16 protein-coding genes and 2 pseudogenes are annotated in these 19,468 nt (G+C 27.6%); 6 read left to right on the forward strand and 12 right to left on the reverse strand.

Going from position 1 to position 19,468, the window contains the following annotated elements; translation table 11 throughout:
• The first annotated feature begins 188 nt into the window (after window positions 1-188).
• Window positions 189-890 carry a YoaK family protein gene (locus tag H8S20_RS12905; protein ID WP_032118401.1) on the forward strand — a complete coding sequence of 234 codons (702 nt, stop codon included), beginning with the start codon at window positions 189-191 and terminating at the stop codon, window positions 888-890.
• A gap of 126 nt (window positions 891-1,016) precedes the next feature.
• Here the strand turns inward: H8S20_RS12905 and H8S20_RS12910 are convergent, their stop codons facing one another.
• From H8S20_RS12910 to H8S20_RS12960, 11 genes and pseudogenes are all read right to left on the reverse strand, one after another.
• Window positions 1,017-2,441 carry a PTS transporter subunit EIIC gene (locus H8S20_RS12910; protein ID WP_032118400.1) on the reverse strand — a complete coding sequence of 475 codons (1,425 nt, stop codon included), beginning with the start codon at window positions 2,439-2,441 and terminating at the stop codon, window positions 1,017-1,019.
• Window positions 2,442-2,974: 533 nt separating this feature from the next.
• Window positions 2,975-3,283 (reverse strand): nucleoside triphosphate pyrophosphohydrolase, encoded by a 309-nt coding sequence (locus H8S20_RS12915; protein ID WP_186860385.1) that lies wholly within the window; start codon window positions 3,281-3,283, stop codon window positions 2,975-2,977.
• Window positions 3,284-3,374: 91 nt separating this feature from the next.
• Entirely contained in the window at window positions 3,375-3,758 is a 384-nt protein-coding gene (locus H8S20_RS12920; protein WP_186860386.1) for a hypothetical protein, read from the reverse strand.
• A gap of 167 nt (window positions 3,759-3,925) precedes the next feature.
• Window positions 3,926-4,501, reverse strand: a pseudogene (locus tag H8S20_RS12925) (ATPase).
• A gap of 398 nt (window positions 4,502-4,899) precedes the next feature.
• Window positions 4,900-5,208: a nucleoside triphosphate pyrophosphohydrolase gene (locus tag H8S20_RS12930; protein WP_186860387.1), complete on the reverse strand. Its 309-nt coding sequence runs from the start codon at window positions 5,206-5,208 to the stop codon at window positions 4,900-4,902.
• A gap of 26 nt (window positions 5,209-5,234) precedes the next feature.
• Window positions 5,235-5,693, reverse strand: coding sequence for a hypothetical protein (locus H8S20_RS12935; protein ID WP_186860388.1), 459 nt, complete (start codon window positions 5,691-5,693; stop codon window positions 5,235-5,237).
• A gap of 32 nt (window positions 5,694-5,725) precedes the next feature.
• Window positions 5,726-7,303: pseudogene (locus H8S20_RS12940) on the reverse strand (DEAD/DEAH box helicase); the annotation flags it as partial.
• Window positions 7,304-7,319: 16 nt separating this feature from the next.
• Entirely contained in the window at window positions 7,320-8,369 is a 1,050-nt protein-coding gene (locus H8S20_RS12945; protein WP_186860389.1) for a hypothetical protein, read from the reverse strand.
• A gap of 124 nt (window positions 8,370-8,493) precedes the next feature.
• The gene (locus H8S20_RS12950) at window positions 8,494-8,958 is read right to left on the reverse strand and encodes a hypothetical protein (RefSeq protein WP_186860390.1); all 465 of its coding nucleotides are present in this window, start codon (window positions 8,956-8,958) and stop codon (window positions 8,494-8,496) included.
• A gap of 78 nt (window positions 8,959-9,036) precedes the next feature.
• The gene (locus H8S20_RS12955; protein ID WP_186860391.1) at window positions 9,037-9,981 is read right to left on the reverse strand and encodes a helix-turn-helix transcriptional regulator; all 945 of its coding nucleotides are present in this window, start codon (window positions 9,979-9,981) and stop codon (window positions 9,037-9,039) included.
• Between the two features lie 93 nt (window positions 9,982-10,074).
• Window positions 10,075-10,866 carry a dCTP deaminase domain-containing protein gene (locus H8S20_RS12960; protein WP_186860392.1) on the reverse strand — a complete coding sequence of 264 codons (792 nt, stop codon included), beginning with the start codon at window positions 10,864-10,866 and terminating at the stop codon, window positions 10,075-10,077.
• 110 nt (window positions 10,867-10,976) lie between these two features.
• Here H8S20_RS12960 and dndB point away from each other — a divergent pair, with 110 nt between their 5' ends.
• From dndB to H8S20_RS12985, 5 genes are read left to right on the forward strand one after another with little or no spacing between them, the layout of a single operon-like run.
• Window positions 10,977-12,056, forward strand: coding sequence for a DNA sulfur modification protein DndB (gene dndB, locus H8S20_RS12965; protein WP_186860393.1), 1,080 nt, complete (start codon window positions 10,977-10,979; stop codon window positions 12,054-12,056).
• 15 nt (window positions 12,057-12,071) lie between these two features.
• On the forward strand, window positions 12,072-13,700 hold the full coding sequence (gene dndC / locus H8S20_RS12970) for a DNA phosphorothioation system sulfurtransferase DndC (RefSeq protein WP_186860394.1): 1,629 nt from the start codon (window positions 12,072-12,074) through the stop codon (window positions 13,698-13,700).
• On the forward strand, window positions 13,690-15,849 hold the full coding sequence (gene dndD / locus H8S20_RS12975) for a DNA sulfur modification protein DndD (RefSeq protein ID WP_186860395.1): 2,160 nt from the start codon (window positions 13,690-13,692) through the stop codon (window positions 15,847-15,849). The genes dndC and dndD overlap by 11 nt, the downstream gene beginning before the upstream one ends.
• Window positions 15,850-15,851: 2 nt before the next feature.
• Window positions 15,852-16,241, forward strand: a complete 390-nt coding sequence (locus H8S20_RS12980) for a DndE family protein (RefSeq protein ID WP_186860396.1) — start codon at window positions 15,852-15,854, stop codon at window positions 16,239-16,241.
• Window positions 16,238-17,425, forward strand: coding sequence for a cysteine desulfurase family protein (locus H8S20_RS12985; protein ID WP_186860397.1), 1,188 nt, complete (start codon window positions 16,238-16,240; stop codon window positions 17,423-17,425). Before H8S20_RS12980 ends, H8S20_RS12985 begins: the two co-directional genes overlap by 4 nt.
• A gap of 63 nt (window positions 17,426-17,488) precedes the next feature.
• Here H8S20_RS12985 and H8S20_RS12990 read toward each other — a convergent pair whose 3' ends face one another.
• Window positions 17,489-19,291, reverse strand: a complete 1,803-nt coding sequence (locus H8S20_RS12990) for a DUF262 domain-containing protein (RefSeq protein WP_186860398.1) — start codon at window positions 19,289-19,291, stop codon at window positions 17,489-17,491.
• Between the last annotated feature and the right edge of the window lie 177 nt (window positions 19,292-19,468).

Below are 19,468 nucleotides of genomic sequence, written 5' to 3' on the forward strand. Positions count from 1 at the left end.
TAATCACTTCCTCCAATGTATCCACATATAATTCTGCTCACATTATTATACCATTAAACTTAACCTATTATAGACGAAAGCTTTAATAATTTATATAAACATAAAGAGCTTAAAAGAATTCCATATATCTTATAGGGAATACTATGTACATAAAGTTTACTAATTAAAAGAGTCAAAGGATGAATTACATGAAATATAAAGCCAAAGATAAAAGAAAAGAAATAATTCCACCTTATACAAGGCCTATTTTCCTTATGATAATAACCTTCGTAGGTGGTTATATGAACGGATATACCTATGTTACAAGAAATGAAATACTAGCTAATATGCATACTGCTAATATGTCAAAACTAGGAATAAACATAGGTCTAGGAAACTATATTGAAGCACTAAACTACTTTATTCCCATTATTGCCTGTATATTAGGAGCTGCATTTAGTGCATTAGTAAAAACTATTATTATAAAGACAAAGTTTAAAGGTGAATGGAGAATATTAGCTCTTATTTTAGAAAGTACTTTATTATTTTTCATAGGATTAATTCCTAGCACTTTTCCTGATCTAATTGTAACTAATCTAGTTTCATTTTTAATGGGATATCAATTATGTTTATTTAGAGAATGTCTTGGCATTCCATTTAACACAACTATATGTACAGGAAATATTAGAAATGTTGGTCAACTATTATTCAAAGCCTTAGACCAAAAAAGTATAAAATCATTAGAAACACTTATTTACTTTACATCTCTTACTTTTTCCTTTGCTATTGGAGCTATTCCAGGTACACTAATATCACTACTTTTAAATACTAAGGCTGTATGGGTTTGTAGTATTATTTTGTTTATTCAAGCTATTTGGATATATAATAGCAAATTTAATAAGGTACAATGAAAAATTATCATTGTACCTTACCCACTTTGGGAAGTAGTATATATTGGATTAACAATAGTTTTTTAACAAGCAGTACCTGTAAGTTATTTAAAAATCACTTACATGACATCTCTTTATCAATTTTATCTATACATTCTTTACATCTTCTTCTTTTATTACAAAATAAGTTATAATAAAGCCAGCAATGTATGAAATACAAAGACCAAAAAAGAAATTTAACATTGACTGAGGTTGCATTATTGGAATTGCAACTAAACCTGAAGGCCCCCATGAATTTGCTAAAACGTGTGTAAGCATTACATAGGCTCCACCAAATCCTGCTCCTAACCCAGCGGTTATAAATGGTTTAAACATAGGCAAAGTAACACCATATATTAAAGGTTCTCCGACACCTAAGAATCCTGCTGGCAATGCACCTACAATAACCTTCTTTAATCTATCATTATGAACTTTTTTAGCTATTAGATATATAGCTATAGCAGCTCCAACTTGTCCTGCACCAGCCATAGCAAGTACTGGAAATAAAGAAACTCCACCCATAGCTTCTAATTGAACTGCGTAGATAGGAATTAATCCATGATGTAATCCCAATAAAACCATTGGTAAGAAAAGTGCCGCTAATACATATCCACTAATTATACTTACAACTGGGTTTGAAGAATTTATTATTACACTTAAAGCAGAAACTAATCCATCAGATATAAATCCAGCTACAGGCATTATTATAAATACAAATAAAATAGCTGTTATAAGTAATGTTAATAAAGGTGTTAATATTAAATCCAATACGTCAGGCATTCTCTTATGTATAGCCTTTTCTATTTTTGCCAATAAGTAAACACCCATTATAACACCAATAATTCCACCTTTTCCTGTAGTTAAAATAGAGTTTAGAGGAATCTCTTCATTATACAATCCAAAGGTTTGAGATAAAGCCACTATATTAGCACTAATAGACATAGCACCAATCATTCCACCTAGCCCTTCAGTAGCCCCAAATTGTTTAGCAGAATTAATACCTGTATAGATAGCAAAATACCCTAAAAATCCTCCTCCTATAAGAGAGAATAATAACTGAGTTACATTCCAAAAACCAACTGTCGAAAGTGTTCCTTGCCCTTGTAATGTAGAAATTAAACTTGCTAAACCATTAAAAATCCCCGCAGCTATAATAGCAGGTATTAATGGAATAAATATATTAGCAATAGTTGCAATTATTCTCTTAAATTTACTTTCTTTTTGTGCTCCTTTAATCGCAGACTTATTTTCCTTCCAATCCTCAGTTACTCCACTATCTCTAGGAACTCCTAACTCATCAATACATATATCAGTTATCTTCTTAGCTTTACCTGGCCCTAATACGATTTGAATATAATTACCATTTTTAACTACACCAAGTACCCCATCAATATTTTTTAACTCATCTTCTTTTATTAGCCCTAAATCTTTTACAGTTACCCTTAATCTAGTCATACAATTTGTAGCTTTAACAATGTTTACTTTTCCACCAATAACTTCAACAATCTTTTTAGCTAACTCTAAATTCGACATGTATAAAATCATCCCCTTATTAAATATATTATAAATTCATAAAAAATACATATCGTAGTAAACCTTTACACCTAAAAATTACAGCGTTTTAATAAACTACATTATTATATATTCATCCAAATTTCACTTTATACATATTAAAAGGATAGTTTAAATACAATCTACTAGTCATCACCATTATCAAACTAGAAAATATAACCTGTTGAATTATATACTTAATTTTGATAATATAACGGTACGGGTTTTAGTATCTTACAAGTGGAGAGAATAAATTCTATTTAACACATAGTTGTTAGAGCAGGTAGTGAGTACTGGCATACTCACTTTTTTTGTTTAGATTAATAATATCTATAGTTTTAGTAGATTCAAAATATTGATTCTTCGCACAAATTATATAATACAAAGCAATTTTATTATTATTTTTTAAATTATATCTTTTTAATTATGCTTTATCTTTATACTATTAAAGATGATTATACGTATCAAATAGTAAAATAAGGTACAATGAACAAACTATCACTGTACCTTATTTTTTAATATACCTTTTTTAATACTACTCCCTCTTTAAAGCCACCACGAGCTTTAAACTTTTCATTTCTTTTATTTAATAAATCCTCTTCAGAATATCCAAGATTATGAGCTAATCCAAATAAAACTTCCATGACATCTGCAAGCTCTTCTAAGTTTTTATCTTGAAGATATTCGTTTACTTCTTCCATAAGCTTAGCCTCTAAAAGTTCCCCTCTATTTTCCCTTGAAGCTATTTCTATATCACAGTCTTTACCATCAGCTTTAATTACTTCTGGTATAAGATCTCTAACTAACTTATTATAATTTTTCATAACTTTTATCCTCTCTTATTGCAAATCCCATTAAGTCAAGTTACATCTTATCTTTCATAAATAAGACCTAACGTTTTAATATCTTACTTTTTTATTTATAAAACACAGCAGTAATCATAAAATTAGTACCATATTTTTTATTTTCTATAATCCCACTATCTGACCATTTACCAAATCCAGCTTCCACTGCTAAAGGTCTTAAATCCCCATAAAATGAAAATACACCTTTAGCCCAAACCTTTTTGTAACCATAGCTTTTAACTAACTTTTTAATTTCCTTCAGATTTTTATTTGCTATATTATTTACTTTTAAAACATCTTTTGAAATCTTAAAAAACTTCTTATAAAATAAAGTACTATCACAGTAATGTGCAAATATTAAACAATTAGTATTATTACTTATTTTTATATTTCCTTTTAATATTACATTATTACTATCAGCTATTTTATAAGCCTCATCAACTAAAGAAATCATATTCAACACTCCAAACTTAAACTATACATATTTTACAATTAATATCTGTAAACACAAGCTTTTTATACCTGACTATCTTTAGCTTCCATATATAAAAAAGTGTACCATTATATATAGCACACTTGGTAAAATTCATTTATTCTATAATACTTCTTATCTTTTTAAATTCACATACTACTTTTTCTAAATAGGTTATTACTCCACTGTGGTATTTTGTGATCTTGCCAAATTATTTCTCCATCTTTTATTGAGATAACCAACTTAAACATATCTGAATTGTCATAAATATTAATTTCATCACATATCTAAATAACACTATTTAGATTGTTAAGCGAATCATAATATCTTCTTTCTATAGCCTCATCTGCTATTCCATGTCCACCTTTGCTTACCCTTATAGCAACTCTTTCTTTGGCGATATTAATACTTTCCACTCCTATATAATTCATAACAACATAAAAGTTGTTTTCTTTTGCCTTCTTAATATTATTGATAATACTTTTTCCTGATAAAGTAGTCTCTTGATTAAAAGATATACCTCCCTTAATATATTCTCTAATCAACTTAACAGCCTCTCTAGCACACTTAATCTGTAAGTTATTGTCCTGCCATGAGCCAATTCTAGCTACCATTTCATCAGTATTTATTCTTTTTTCATCTTTATTCTTTTCATAATAAGTAGCTTTATAAATAGATGTTTTCCCTGCTCCATTTACTCCTGCAAAAATTGTATAAGTTGCCATACTACTTACCTATAACCTTTTTAGCTTCTCTTTGAAGTACTAAATTAGATAAAGTAACATAAAAGTCCTGTTCTTCTTTTGTTTTAGCATCTTTAAATAACTTCATTAAATCATCATATGAATAATTTTAAAAAATATCATATAATTTTTGTTTATTATCTTCCACTCTAATCTTCCTCTAATTTATATTTAATTCAATATTCAGTCCCACAAATTCACATAAGTCTATAATTGCACAATGTCATTTATTTCTTACAAACTCACACTTAGCCATATGAAACGTTCTTATACCTATATCTAGATACAATTATATCTAAAAAACAATAATATTAAACAGAAAAAACTATAACAATTATAATTATAAGCTTAGTAACCATAACTAAACTACAAGCTTTTATCTAATATACGTTTTTCAATATAATTCCTTCTTTAAATCCACCACGAGCTTTAAGTTTTTCATTTCTCTTATTAAGTAAATCCTCTTCTGAATATCCTAAATTATTAGCTAATCCAAATAAAACTTCCATAACATCTGTAAGCTCTTCTAAGTTTTTATCTTGAAGATATTCATTAACTTCCTCCATAAGCTTAGCTTCAAGAAGTTCTGTTTTTTCTTCATCCTTAGCTATTTCTATTTCACATTCCTTACCATCAGCTTTAATTACTTCTGGTATAAGATCTCTAACTAATTTATTATAATTTTTCATTTATTGCCCTACTTTCATTTAAATAATTAAAACACATAATTATTTAAATTTTTAGTTATATCAATAGGTGTAGCATCTGATTTTACTCTTGAATCAATACAACTTCTTCCAATAAAATGAGGGTACATATCATAATCTATCTCATCATTTTTCTTTCTTTTTGATATATTGCTAAAATGAGCTACTAACTCATTCCTAGTAAATACTAATGATTTCTCTAGATTATCGCTGCATATTACCACAAAATAATCATTATTCTCTGAATTCTCTAATTCCTCTTTACTAAATGAAACCCATAAACAATGTTTATTTTCTTCATTCTCAGTATAATCTTTACTTGTTTTAATTTTAATATTAATTTTACCACTGTTAGTCATAAAAGTTATATTATTTGCTTTCATTTCTACATCATTAATTTTATCTAAATTAGAGTTTATAAAATTAGATAATACCTTTAATGTGATTTGTCTTCTTGTTAACTTCAAAGTTATCGCTCCTTTATCTTTCATAAATATAGTTATTTATTTAAAAACCTATTTTTATAATAAGTTTCTACTCTTAAATCTATAGCATCCTTCATATGCTTTTTAAATGCTTCATTATTTATAAACTGCTTTAAGTCATCTTGAAGTGCTATAACGCTGCCTTCCTTAACTTTAAAGAAATCGCCATGAGTTTTTAGTAGGAACTTAACTGGATTATTTTTAGCTAAAGCAATATACTTTTTCTTATCCCAGTTAATAAAATCACTTGTATTCTTATCCTTCAACATATCAACTTTATTAGATCCTTTTCTATAGAACTCATAAAAGCTCTTATAAATATCATCTTCTGTAATTTCCATTTTTATGTTACCATCATTATAGAAAGCTAATAAAATAGGCATTTTATATGTTTTACTCATACTTGTAGTTTCTATCATGTTAATAAATTCTCTAGCTCTACTGTTATATAGTTCTTCTTCCTCTAAAGTTAATGTATCATTTTCTTTAATATACTCTAAGTAATTCGAAAATGGATTCATTGCTTTATTTTTAGATTTTATATTTTCATATACTGCATCATCCATATAAGTAAATAGTTCTACTCTAGATGGTCTGTATCCTAGAATATCTTTTACTATTTCAAACTGTTCTTTTATCTTATCTTTAATCTTCATTTCTCTTTCAGCTTGCTTCTTGAATATATCTATAAGCCTAAAATCAAAATCTACTACACAGTTTTCGGGAAATTCATAGTCACTTTGAGTATTTCTCTTTGCTTCTGTAGTTGAATAATCTTTTCCACTTAACAAGAATGGTGCTAAGTTAGCTTTTTTGTAATTCCCTATAAAATCTAATACATTTAAGTATTGCTTGTCCTTAGCTTTTCTTAATCCTCTACCAAGCTGTTGTAGGAATATTGTTGGAGATTGAGTTGGTCTTAAAAACATTACCATATCAATACCAGGTACATCTAAACCTTCATTAAACATATCTACTGAGAAAATAACCTTTAATTCTCCAGAAGTTAACTTTGATAATGCTATATTTCTTTCTTCTGAATATTCTCCAGATTCTCCACTATAAACTGCTGCTGAAGGAATATTATTTTCATTAAACATCTTAGCCATATATTCGGCATGATGTCTTGATGAACAGAAGCCCATAGCTCTCTTTGAATTATATTTAAGGTAATGATTTAATATAAGCTTGCCTCTTTTATTAAGCATTAAAGCTTCTTCTAATTGTTTATCATCATATTTACCATTCTTAAAATCTATATCTTCATAATTAACTGTTTCATCATAGATACCATAATATCTAAAAGGAACTAGCCATCCCTTATTTATAGCTTCCTTTAGTCTTACTTCATAAACCATATTATAGTCACAAAGTGCAAATACATCCTTAGAATCTAATCTTTCAGGAGTTGCAGTAAGTCCAAGTAAGAACTTTGGAGTGAAGTAATTAATGATTCTTTTATAATTGTTAGATACTGCATGATGGAATTCATCTACAACTATGTAGTGAAAGTAACCATCGATAAAATAATAGCAATACAAAAAACTTATGCTTTCATAAAAATGGACAAATTTAAATACTTTCAACTTGTCCACTTTCCTTATAAGTTTATTCTTTTTTTATTGCTTTTAAATAATTATCTAATAATTCTTTCACTACAATTGTAGCATGAGAAATTTTCATATCTATTTTAATTTTCTCCATGTCTTCTCGGCTATATTCAAAGTTAATATTTACAATTGGGTTTAAGAACATTTCAGAACTATTTCTCACTTTTTCTAAAATATCATCTTTAAAGACTTCCATAAGTTCATTAATTTTATGATAATCATTCGAATCAAAATCTTCTCTAATTAACCTTAATGATATAAATAGTCTTTTAAATGTATAACCATCTCTATGAAACGGGTCTTTTTTCCAATTTATAATTTCTTTTATTTTATTTTTGTTTATTATAATGTCGTTTATTATAATTTCAAATCCACCTTTTTCATTTTTCATTTTATATAGGATTACTCTTGTATCAGGATCAGTATTAATAATACAATCATCTTTATTTACAATGGTAGCATCAATGGGTTTACATACTATATCTTGTCCAAATATTTTAATATTTAGTTCTCCACTTAAAGCTTCTCTATAGCTTAAGCTTATATTATTCCTTAATTTTCTTCTCATATCCCCCTCTAGTAAACCTTTACCCTTTGTAGTCAAATTTGCTGTATTAAACCTAAATTCTATACTTTCACTAAAATTATCTGTTTCATCAATGGCTTGTTTGCTAGCATTAATTAAATCTTTATTAATCGCTTCAAAACTGACTATCTTCTCTTTCTTTATTCCATTCATAGTTGCTATTATCTTCACCTGTGATGCTATAAATATAATAGCTTGTAAAAATATATTGTCATTTAAATTCTTAGAATAATCAATTTCATATAAATTAGATACATTTTTACCATATCCCTTTATTACTATTACAACATCTTTATCTTCTTTGGAGCTATCTTCAAGTATCTCAATTATCTCCATATCACCTTTATTTCTAGTCATTGCATTAAATATAATTTCTATACTATCTATTATTGATAGTTTCGATAATATATTTTCTTTTCTATCCATCCCTTCAACCTTATACTTAAAATCAAATTTCTCCACGACCTTCCCCTTCAATTATATTAATAACATATTAATTTATATTCTGCTTGTCCTATAAAAATGAAATACTATTCAAATAAAGGTGTATTGCTTAATTACAATACACCTATATATATATATATGTTTACTTTATACTATTAAAGAAATACCCCACAGCCCATCTGAATATCCTGCAAGTTACATACTCATCTGGTAACCCCTGATACTTTACTGGTAATTCTTCAATTTCTGGTATCATTGAAATCATACCATCTTCAATTTCTATTTCCCATTCCTCAAATTGATAAAGACATCTTGCTCCTTCTTTTGGAACTATTGCTAAATGAACATTATGAGGATAGTTTTTCTTTTGACTATATCCTTTATTTATAACACCACAGATATAAATTGCCTTAAACTTGTCTTCTGGTTGTTCATCAAATATTATAGTAGTTTCATTATTAAAATTCTCATTATGTTTACTGAATTTCTTGCTGTACTTTCCTTTTAATGAATTTGTACAATGTTTTTCATCATTCCCGTCCTCAACGTATTTGCTCCATAACCACTTGAATTTTGTTGCATCTAAATTATGTTTTATCTTTATCATTATTAGCACCTCTTCTGTAATTTACTTTATGTACTAATAATAGCTCTTAATAGTGACTTATATTGTCCTTTTAAAGATTTATTTGTACTTTTTTAAAACTTCTTTAAATGCAGCTATAACATCTTCTTTTAAATCTGCTGGCTCTAATACTTCACATGCTGTTCCCATTCCCATTATCCAAGTGATAACTTGAGTTTTACCTTCTACAGTGGCTTTATATATAATGAATCCTTCATTTATGTGATCTTCTATTTCTTCGTTATCGACCCAGCAATATTCTTTAAATCCCTGTGCATATGGATACTCTATCTTTAACTTGATACTGTATGATTTATCCTTAAATATACCTATGGTTTTACCAAGATACTCTTTCAAATCAAAATCTGGCTTATCAAACTTTTCATTTAATAATTTAATACACTTAATTCTTACTAGTTTAAATTGTCTTAATTCCTGTTTTTCTTCACAAAACCCCACAAAGTAATTTGATCCATAATACGTATATAACTTATAAGGATGAATTACCCTTTCACTATCTTCTCCATTAGAGTTAGTATAAGTTATCCTTATCTTTTTAGAGTTTATTATCCCATCATTAATAGTTAACCACTTATTACTTTCCTCTTCTTGATTAGCTCTTATCTTTATTACTTTAGAATAAATCTCTTCATTAATATCTTCATTAGCCTTTGGCTTTGTAGCTTTAATTTTTTCTATCGCACTACTTAAGTCATTGTAAAAATGTAACCCTTGATCCCTTAAATATTCTTTAGCTTTAATTAAAGATAGCTCTTCAAGATTGCTTAACTCAAGATTTAATAGATAATCTTTATTCTCTAATATATATCCACCATATCTACCTTTTACTTCTGTAATTGTAACTCCTGAATACTCTAAAGCTTCTTTATATCTCGTTATTTCTCTTATTCCAACTTCAAGTTCCTCTGAAAGTTCTTTTCTTGTAACTTTTCTTCTACTACGAAGAATTGCTAACATTCTTAGTGCATTATTTACTTTCCCCATAAAAGCTCCTTTGTATATGTTTTTATACCATATATTTTATAATACTTAAAATTTCATATATAAATAATAATTTTTCAATAAAATAACCTTCTATTAATCCTTTCTGAACTTCTTAGATACATCTGTAAGCCATGTTAGCATACCCATAAGTACTCCAACCTCAGCTGATATAAAAGCTTCTAAACTCAATAAGTTATTATTATAAAGTTTATACACTATTACAATCACGAAGCTAAATATTAACAAAAAAATCAAATCCTGAATACTAAACTTTTTTATATTATTTTCTTTCCTTACTATGTTTATTAATGATGTATAATCCTTTTTCCATTCAACATTTCTACTTTTATTTACTTCCTTTTCTAAATGGTATCTTTGCTTTTGAGTTAGATTTTGCTTAAATCCATTAAACTCTTTTGGCATTAAATCATCTCTATTTTGTGAATTATCCTTCATTGTTTTATCACAACCTCTTACTTTGTAAAACATAACAGTAACTATACTCTCACCGCACCTTATCTTCTTTACTAATTTAGTATGATTAGTCAATGCGATTAGTGAAGCTCCAAAATATTCAGGATCTAAAGTTGTACCAATATGTGAGAATCCTTCTGTTACTAATGAGACTTTTGAATGATATGTACCACATATATTTCTTCTAGTATATATCGCCTCTTCTGTTTGAATTAAAACAGTTTCTCCTGGTGGAACAACGATTTCATCTTTTCCATTGATTGCAAGCATATAATTTGAAGCAAGATATGCAACCTTGCTTGCTGTCAAGTTGTAAGAAGTACCTTTCAAATTTGATTCTTTAAAAGGATAAATAAAGATATCCTTACCTATTCTTTTTTTTATTTGTTTATTACCCAGTACATAACTCAATAATTTTTCCCCCTTATCATTTGCATTTAAAAATATTAATCATCCCGTTTACTTTACGTACGTAATATTGTATAATAATATTATATCTTATTACGTACGTAGGAGGCAACATGAAAAATAATTTTTTCTACACTTTTCCAGCTATAAAAGGAATACAATCTTCAAAAGAATATTTTGTAATAATGTGTCCTTTAAAGATTCTATCCAAACTATTCATATTTAATGATGATGAACTTCCGGCTGAATATAGATCTCAAAGAATTTTAAATAAAACGAGAATACCAGAAATGGCTAATTATATAATAGAAAATCCAAAAGATTATGTATTTTCTTCTCTTACTGCTTCAATTGATGGTGAATTTGAATTCTCTGCTTTTGATGCCAAAACTAATGAAGATATAGGAATACTTAAAGTCTCAATGGATAGTAAACTTCTTATTAATGATGGTCAGCATAGACGCGCTGCAATTGAAGAAGCATTAAAAGCCTCTCCAGAACTTGGAGAAGAATCAATTTCTGTTGTTTTATTCATAGATGAAGGTTTACGTAGAAGTCAGCAAATCTTCGCTGATTTAAATAAACATGCAGTAAATGTATCTAAATCAATAGGTATTTTATATGATTCTAGAGACCCTATTGCAATAATTACTAAGAACTTATTAGAAAAAAATGAGTATTTAAAAAACTTTACTGATAAAGAAAATACCTCTTTACCAAAGTACTCGGCAAAGTTATTTATACTAAGTAGTATTTTTGAAACTAATAAGAAACTTCTACATAAAATTAATCCAAATGATCCCGAAGTATTTAATTTCGTTCTAGAATTTTGGAATAGTTTATGCAATAATATAAATGAATGGATGTTCGTTTTCAACAAAGAAATGAGTGCCCATAATTTTAGAAATACATACATAAACTCTAATGGCGTCGTTCTTGAGGCTATTGGTATTATAGGTAACTATTTATATACAAATAATTATAGTGATTGGCAAAATTATATTGCAAAGTTAAATACTATCGATTGGAATAGATCTAATCTTAAAGATTGGGAAAATCGTGTAATTGCACCTAATGGGCGCATCGTAAAAAGTGCTAGCTATGTAAAATTGACATGCAACTTAATTAAATCAAAAATAGATTTACCTTTAACTAAGGATGAAGAAAAGCTTGAAAAAGAATTTAACAAATAAAGGATGTATATTGCTATGACAACTAATGATATAAACCAAAAGATAAATGAAGTAATAGCTGAAATGAAGCTTGTATATAAAAATGACAGCCGACCTTGGATTATAGGCTATAGTGGTGGTAAAGATAGTACAGTTGTTGTTCAACTTGCTTTTCAAATGTTAGAATCACTATCCCCTGAAGAAAGACATAAACCAATTTATGTTGTATCTTCCGATACATTAATTGAAAATCCTATAGTTCTTGGCTATTTAAATGAAGCATCTAAATTAATCAATGAAGGCGCTAAAGCAAAAGGTTTACCTTTATATGCTGAAATGGTTCACCCAGACTATGATAATACCTTCTGGACTAACATAATTGGTAAGGGGTTACCTACTCCAACTTCAATTAGATTTAGATGGTGTACTGAACGTTTAAAGATTAAACCTTCCAATACATTCATTGAAGAAAAGGTTAAAGAAAATGGAGAAGTTATTGTATTACTTGGAGTTAGAAAAGCTGAAAGTATTGCTAGAAAAATAAGAATTGAAAATAGAGCTATTGATGGATATTTATTAACTCCTCATGGTTCACTTCAAAACACCTATGTATATAATCCAATTGTCGATTATACTACAGATGATGTTTGGAGAACCTTACTAAGTAATAATGGAGTAACTCCTTGGGGTGGAAACAATAACGAGTTATTTGCTTTATATGCAGGATCAGATGCTGGTGAATGTCCATTTACTATTACTAAGAATGCTAAAGGTGAAGTTGACTCCCCTTCTTGTGGTAACTCAAGATTTGGATGCTGGATTTGTACAGTCGTAAAGGAAGATAAATCTCTTACTGGCTTTATAAAAAATGGTGAAGAATGGCTAATGCCACTGCTAGAGTTTAGATCTTGGTTATTAAGTATAAGAGATAAGCACGAATACAGACAACAATATAGACGTGATGGAAATCACTATTATAAGAGATTATACTTAGAAGACCTTCCAATGATAGATGAGTTAACATTAAATAAAAGTTATATATTTAAAGATACAGAAACTAATAAAGAATATATTGACTTAAGAAACACTAGTGAAGACTTAGAATCTGGTAGTAGAGAGTCTACTGATAAGGAAAAGATATTCTTAGAATTACTTCCACTTTCATCCAATTATAAACTTGATGAAACTAAGATATTTGATAAAGATTCAAAACCATATGTAAATGTTGTTGGTTATGGTCCATTTAACTTCTTTGGTAGAAAAGAAATACTTAGAAAGTTATTAGAAACTCAAGTAATTATGAGTGAATATATTGACTTTCCTCTTATAACAATTGAGGAACTAGAACAAATTGATAAGATTTGGGATGATGAAGAAGATTTAACAAGAAGAAGTCTTGTTGACATTTATTATGAAGTAATTGGGGAAAAACTACCTTGGCATGATTTTAAAAAGCCTATTTTTGACTCAGAAACTTTAGGTACTATAAGTGAACTTAATAAACAATTTAATTTATCTGATCACTTAATTAATAAATTGCTTATTGAAACTAATAAATCAAAGCATTTTACTAATAAAACTGTATTGGATAAATCAATTTCTAAGGTGCTAAACCAAAGATACCTACACAAAAGCATAGTTGAGGAGATAGAAAATGATAATTAACAGCATAAAACTTAAAAACTTTAGATCATATGAAGACCAAACTGAATTTTCTTTCTCTCCAAAAGACAATAAAAATATAGTTTTAATTGGTGGAGAAAATGGTGCAGGTAAGTCTACTCTATTTGAAGCTATAAAACTTTGTATTTACGGACCTATGAGCTATGGTTACTTAGGAATAAATTCGAACTATTTAACTAAGATAAAGAACAATATAAACAACAATGCATTTAAGAACGATATAGTTAAATGTGATATTTCTATTTCATTATCATTTAAAGAAGGTACTCAAGTAAATGAATATACTTTAAATAGATCTTGGGAATATATTAATCAAAGAATAGTTGAAACTTTTGAAGTTATCAAAAATGGTACTATCCTAAACGAAGATGAAGTTAATTACTTCAATAGGTATCTTCAATCTGTATTACCTCCTAGCCTTTTTGACTTCTTTTTCTTTGATGGTGAAGAACTTACTGAATTCTTTATCGGTAAAAATTCATCTAACGGTTTAAAAGATGCAGTTTTACAATTATTCAATTATGATACTTTTAATATATTAAAGAAGCAACTACTTTCTTTCCAAAGAAATATATCTAAAGGTACTGATAGTTTAACTGAAATACAAGCTACATATGATGAAACTCTTGAAAGGGTTAGAAATATTAAAAGTAGAATTACTGAGATAAACTCTGAATTAGAAGTTAAAGAAACTGAATTAGATGAATTATTAGTTAAGAAAAATAACTTAGATGAAGAGTTTAAAAGTTCTGGTGGTATTTTAGAAAATGAACGTTCTCAAATTACAGCTAAAATTAATAAACTTGAAAATGAGCGTAGTATTATTAATCAAGAAATTAAGGATTTCTGTAATGATATATTACCATTCCTAATAGTAAGTAACTTACTATCAACTACTAAAAATCAAATTGAACAAGAAGAAAATCTTTCTTCTTATAATGCTGTTAAGAATAAACTATCAGGTGAAGTAATCAAAAAATCTTTTAGTACTCTGCCTAAGTTAAACTCTACTACAGCAGACTTTGATGAAGTTGCAGTTACAATATTAAATAATATGTTTAATGTTGAAGAATTAGAAAGTATATATCAAGTTCTCCTATTATCAGATGATCAAAAAGTTAATGTTCTTTCGACAATAAGTTTAATACTTTCAAAAGAAGATCAACATAAACAGTCCATAGTTATTAATTTTAATAAATTAAAATCTATAGCTAATGAACTTAAAATAAATAGAGATAAATTAAATTCAACTATCTCAGGAGAACTCGTTGAAAGTTACCTTGAAAATATATCAGTCCTTAATGAATTAATAATTAAAACGCAGAATTCTATTGTTTCATTAAAACATACGCTAGATTCTTATCATGAAGAATTGAGAAATGCTGAATATCATTATACAAGAGCCAAGAATCAATATACTTCATCATTACAAAACAATAATGTATTAGAGTTATCATCTAATGTAACAGAATACCTTGATGCTCTACTAGCTACATTGACTAAAGACAAATTAAGATTAATTGAAGATAACTTTATAGATATATTCAAAACTATAATAAGAAAAAATGAATATGTTTCAAGCATAGTAATTGATGATTCATTTGAGTCTACATTGTATGTAGGTAGAGATTACACTTCATTTGAAGTATTAAATATAATTAGTAACTTAGGAATAAATGATATTTCAAAAAAATATGGGCTTAAGTTTATAGAAGATTTACTTAATAAATTTAAAGTAGAATCTATCGATGAATTAATTACTCACTTTAATGCTAATCCTACTTTTGAATTAATAGAATTAAGAACTAAAGTAAATGTTAATGATTTTTCTAAAGGTGAAAAGCAAATATACATCCTTTGCTTGATCTGGGCATTAATTAAGAGTTCTGGAGTTGAAGTTCCATTCATAATTGATACTCCTTATGCAAGAATAGACGAAAGTCATAGAAAATCATTAACTGAAGATTACTTACCTAAGATTAGTAAGCAAGTTATTATTCTTTCTACTAATGAAGAAATTGATTCTAACTTATATTGTGCAATTAAGCCTCATATTTGTGATGAATATTTATTACTATACAATGAAGGTGCTAGAAAAACAGAAGTTAAGAAAGGTTACTTTGAGGTGTAATTATGGGATTTAGACTTAAGACATCAAAAAAGACAAAAGAAATATTTGAAGAAGTAGGTTCAAGTAGCAACCTTAAACCATTTGCATTATCAAAGATTGCAATTGCATTATCATTAAAAGATGATAATTCTATAGATTTATATGAAGAAACTGATACTAATGGTTTAGAACTTCAAAGATCTACAGTAACAGGTGAATTTGATAATATGTATAAATCATTAATGGAAGTTAATTTAAATAAACACTTAACCGATGATGAATACTATCCTCTTTATACCAAAAAACATATAGATAAAGGTGCTGAAATACTTCAAAACCTTTATAAGTATTCAGGTGGTAATTTAGAGAGGTTCTTAAAGACACTAACTCAAAAAGGAGATGTATCTATATGATATATTTAGATAATAGTGCTACTACTCCTATTGATCCTGAGGTACTGGAAGCTATGCTTCCTTACCTTAAGGAGGAGTTTGGAAATCCGTCAAGTAGACATTATACTTTAGCTGTAAATGCTGAAAAAGCAGTTGAAAAAGCTCGTAATCAAGTCGCTGAGCTTATTAATGCAAAGCCTGAAGAAATAATATTTACTAGCGGTGCTTCTGAAAGCAATAATTTTATAATTAAAGGTGTTGCAGATTATATGAAATACTATGAAGAAAAAGGTAATCATATAATCACTTCTACTGTTGAACATAAATCAGTTCTACAAACTTGTAAATTTTTAAATGGTGAAGTATTTAATAATCTTCCTAATAAATCAGTCGCTAGTAGATTTGTAAAAAAGAAAGCTGAAAAGAAAATAGATCGAGGTTTTGAAGTTGATTTCTTATCTGTAAATGAATACGGACAAGTAAATGCTGATGACTTTAAAAATTCAATTAAGGAAAATACTATCCTAGCTTCATTTATATATGGAAACAATGAGATTGGATCATTAAATGATATAGATACACTTGGCAAAATTGCAAAAGAGAACAATGTACTATTCCATTCAGATGCAACTCAAGTTTTAGGTAAGATTGATATAGATGTTGCTACTTTGCCAGTAGATTTCCTTTCATTCTCTGCTCATAAAATGTACGCCCCTAAAGGTGTAGGTGCTGCATACATAAAACAAAATGGATTAACTAAATATAAAATGACTTCTTTAATTCATGGTGGTCAACAAGAGTTTGGATATAGAGCTGGAACTCATGGAGTTCATAATATTGTTGGATTTGGTAAAGCATGTGAAATTGCTAAAAGAGATATGCATGAATATATGAAAAAAATTGCTGAATTTGAAGTTGAGGCTAAGAAAATAATATTAGCTAAATATCCTGGAACAGAATTTTTGGGTGATCCAGTCAATAAAATACCTGGTATGATAGGTATGCTTATTCCTGGTATAGTTAACGAAATGCTAATTAAAGATTTAGCTAATGAAATTGCAATTTCTGCTGGTTCTGCATGTGGAATAAGTGAGCCTTCTTATGTGATTAATGAAATAAATAAAACCCCTAAAAGTTCTCTATTTATTAGAACTACTTTATCTAAATTTACTAATATTGATAATATCAAATCTATAGGAAGATAATATTTCCTATAGATTTGATATCTTAATAAATATATCATTTATAATTAAAATATTATATAATTGTTATTCAATACAAAATATTTTTAAACTCATCTTTATATACTCCTTCTGTCTTGCATCAATGTTTCTTTTTTTCCAACCCTTATATTTGCTTAATTGCTTTGTTAACTGGATTCTAGATTCTCTATAAGATTCTTTTTTTTGACTAAAAGGTGCATTCTGTTCTGCTTGATTGTCATCTGAAGACCAAAAACTTAAATTCCCTATATTATGTTTTATTGGCTCTAAAGATACATCTAAATTCTCCTGTCTAGCAGTTTGTGGATAAATATGTTCCACCTGAATGTTTTCTAAATTTATAATCATAGTTTTGTCTGGTTCTCTTCTAGCACCATTACGTGCTTTACCAGATGCCCATCTAAGATTAGATTCTAAATTAGTTAATAAATATCTTATCTTATAAATGGTATTATTAGAATATGTTAAATTTTTCAGTGCCTCACTAAAAATAGTATCATTATATTTTGTTGAATAAATATTTATAAGGTCAGTCTTAAATTCATCTTGCCATTCCTTACCTGATCGTATTTTTTTTATTGCATCAGAATAGATTTTAGTAAATTGATTTGCTCTTCCTCCACATATTGTCATGACACGAAATATAATCTTTTCTAACATTTCTACAGTATTAATAAATATTGAATCATCATTTTTGTTATTTTCATAAATAGCCATTAATAACGGAATACATTGAGTATGCTTTAATTGTTTTATTAATAACTTAAGTCTACTCTTACTCCACTCACTCCCAGATTGGTAAGGGTACTCTCCATTTGTAATATGATTATATGAAACATATATCTCATTTAAATTTTTAATTCTTTCAATTATTTGTGTTTGTTTATCACTTTCAGAAATATCTAGATCAGATTTAAAAAATTTGTCTCTAAACTGCTTATGTAAATTTGTTCGTTTTACACTACCTTGATGCGAAATTAAATAATCCTTTATATATGTGTCACCATTTGAACTCAGTCCTATATTATTCCATATACCTAAAATATCATCTTCATCTTTATGCCCATCAATCATTTCAAGCGTAGAACTTCTTAAATAATCACATATAGCCAAACTTTTTCCCCTATCATTCAATACTTCAAATAGTTCATATGCATATTCAGGATCATTGTCATACATATGTGCTACACGGCAACACTCAATTATTTTATCTTTTATATTGCTTAATTTAATAACCTTTTCCGAAAAACTTAATTCACTATTTACAATTGGATTTACAAATTTATTATTAATAATTTCGATAGCATTATATATTTTTTTATTTGAATCATTATTATTATTATAATTATATACAATTGGACAGTTAACAATAATATCATTAAAAAATTCTTTATTTGTCTCAGATAAAACTAATTTTGATAGCGTTTTAGGCGGTCTTTCAGTCTTATAAGTTAAAAATGTATTCTGAATATTTTCAAATGTAGCTTTTGCACTTTCTTTATCTTCTGAAATTTCTGTATCATTTTCTGTATCATTTTCTGTATCATTTTCTGATAAATTAAATAATGCATCTCTTAATACAGCTAATGCAAGAAAAAATGTAGCTAATCTTTGTTGTCCATCTACTATCTTAAAGTGTATATTCTTCACATCATTTGTGTCTAAAATACTTACAATTCCACCAAAAAAATATGTTTTCTCTTCTTTAATTGCTAAAATATCATCACAAAAAGCTTCTATCTCCTCTTCTTCCCAACTATATGGTCTCTGGTGCTTAGGAATTAAAAATGGATTTCTTGAGTTTAGTAGATCCCCTATATTAATTGTAGGTGATTGATTTCCGTTCATAATAACACTCCCCTTTTGATATAATATACTTTACTTGTATATTATACCTTTTTTTGCAACTTATTGTAAATATATATATTTTTTTATACTATCTCTAATTAATTTGATAGATATTAAATACCTATAAATTTTTAACATAATAAAAAGCCATACCAATATTATTGATACAGCTGTTAT

Source organism: Clostridium hominis, from assembly GCF_014287825.1.
GTDB classification, from domain to species: Bacteria; Bacillota; Clostridia; order Clostridiales; family Clostridiaceae; genus Clostridium; species Clostridium hominis.

What these genes read in the sequence shown, in the direction of transcription:
- dndD (WP_186860395.1), top strand. Translation starts at nt 13,690, where the DNA reads ATGATAATTAACAGCATAAAACTTAAAAACTTTAGATCATATGAAGAC.
- H8S20_RS12930 (WP_186860387.1), bottom strand. Translation starts at nt 5,208, where the DNA reads ATGAAAAATTATAATAAATTAGTTAGAGATCTTATACCAGAAGTAATT.
- dndC (WP_186860394.1), top strand. Translation starts at nt 12,072, where the DNA reads ATGACAACTAATGATATAAACCAAAAGATAAATGAAGTAATAGCTGAA.
- H8S20_RS12910 (WP_032118400.1), bottom strand. Translation starts at nt 2,441, where the DNA reads ATGTCGAATTTAGAGTTAGCTAAAAAGATTGTTGAAGTTATTGGTGGA.
- H8S20_RS12950 (WP_186860390.1), bottom strand. Translation starts at nt 8,958, where the DNA reads ATGATAAAGATAAAACATAATTTAGATGCAACAAAATTCAAGTGGTTA.
- H8S20_RS12920 (WP_186860386.1), bottom strand. Translation starts at nt 3,758, where the DNA reads ATGATTTCTTTAGTTGATGAGGCTTATAAAATAGCTGATAGTAATAAT.
- H8S20_RS12955 (WP_186860391.1), bottom strand. Translation starts at nt 9,981, where the DNA reads ATGGGGAAAGTAAATAATGCACTAAGAATGTTAGCAATTCTTCGTAGT.
- dndB (WP_186860393.1), top strand. Translation starts at nt 10,977, where the DNA reads ATGAAAAATAATTTTTTCTACACTTTTCCAGCTATAAAAGGAATACAA.
- H8S20_RS12985 (WP_186860397.1), top strand. Translation starts at nt 16,238, where the DNA reads ATGATATATTTAGATAATAGTGCTACTACTCCTATTGATCCTGAGGTA.
- H8S20_RS12990 (WP_186860398.1), bottom strand. Translation starts at nt 19,291, where the DNA reads ATGAACGGAAATCAATCACCTACAATTAATATAGGGGATCTACTAAAC.
- H8S20_RS12915 (WP_186860385.1), bottom strand. Translation starts at nt 3,283, where the DNA reads ATGAAAAATTATAATAAGTTAGTTAGAGATCTTATACCAGAAGTAATT.
- H8S20_RS12980 (WP_186860396.1), top strand. Translation starts at nt 15,852, where the DNA reads ATGGGATTTAGACTTAAGACATCAAAAAAGACAAAAGAAATATTTGAA.
- H8S20_RS12905 (WP_032118401.1), top strand. Translation starts at nt 189, where the DNA reads ATGAAATATAAAGCCAAAGATAAAAGAAAAGAAATAATTCCACCTTAT.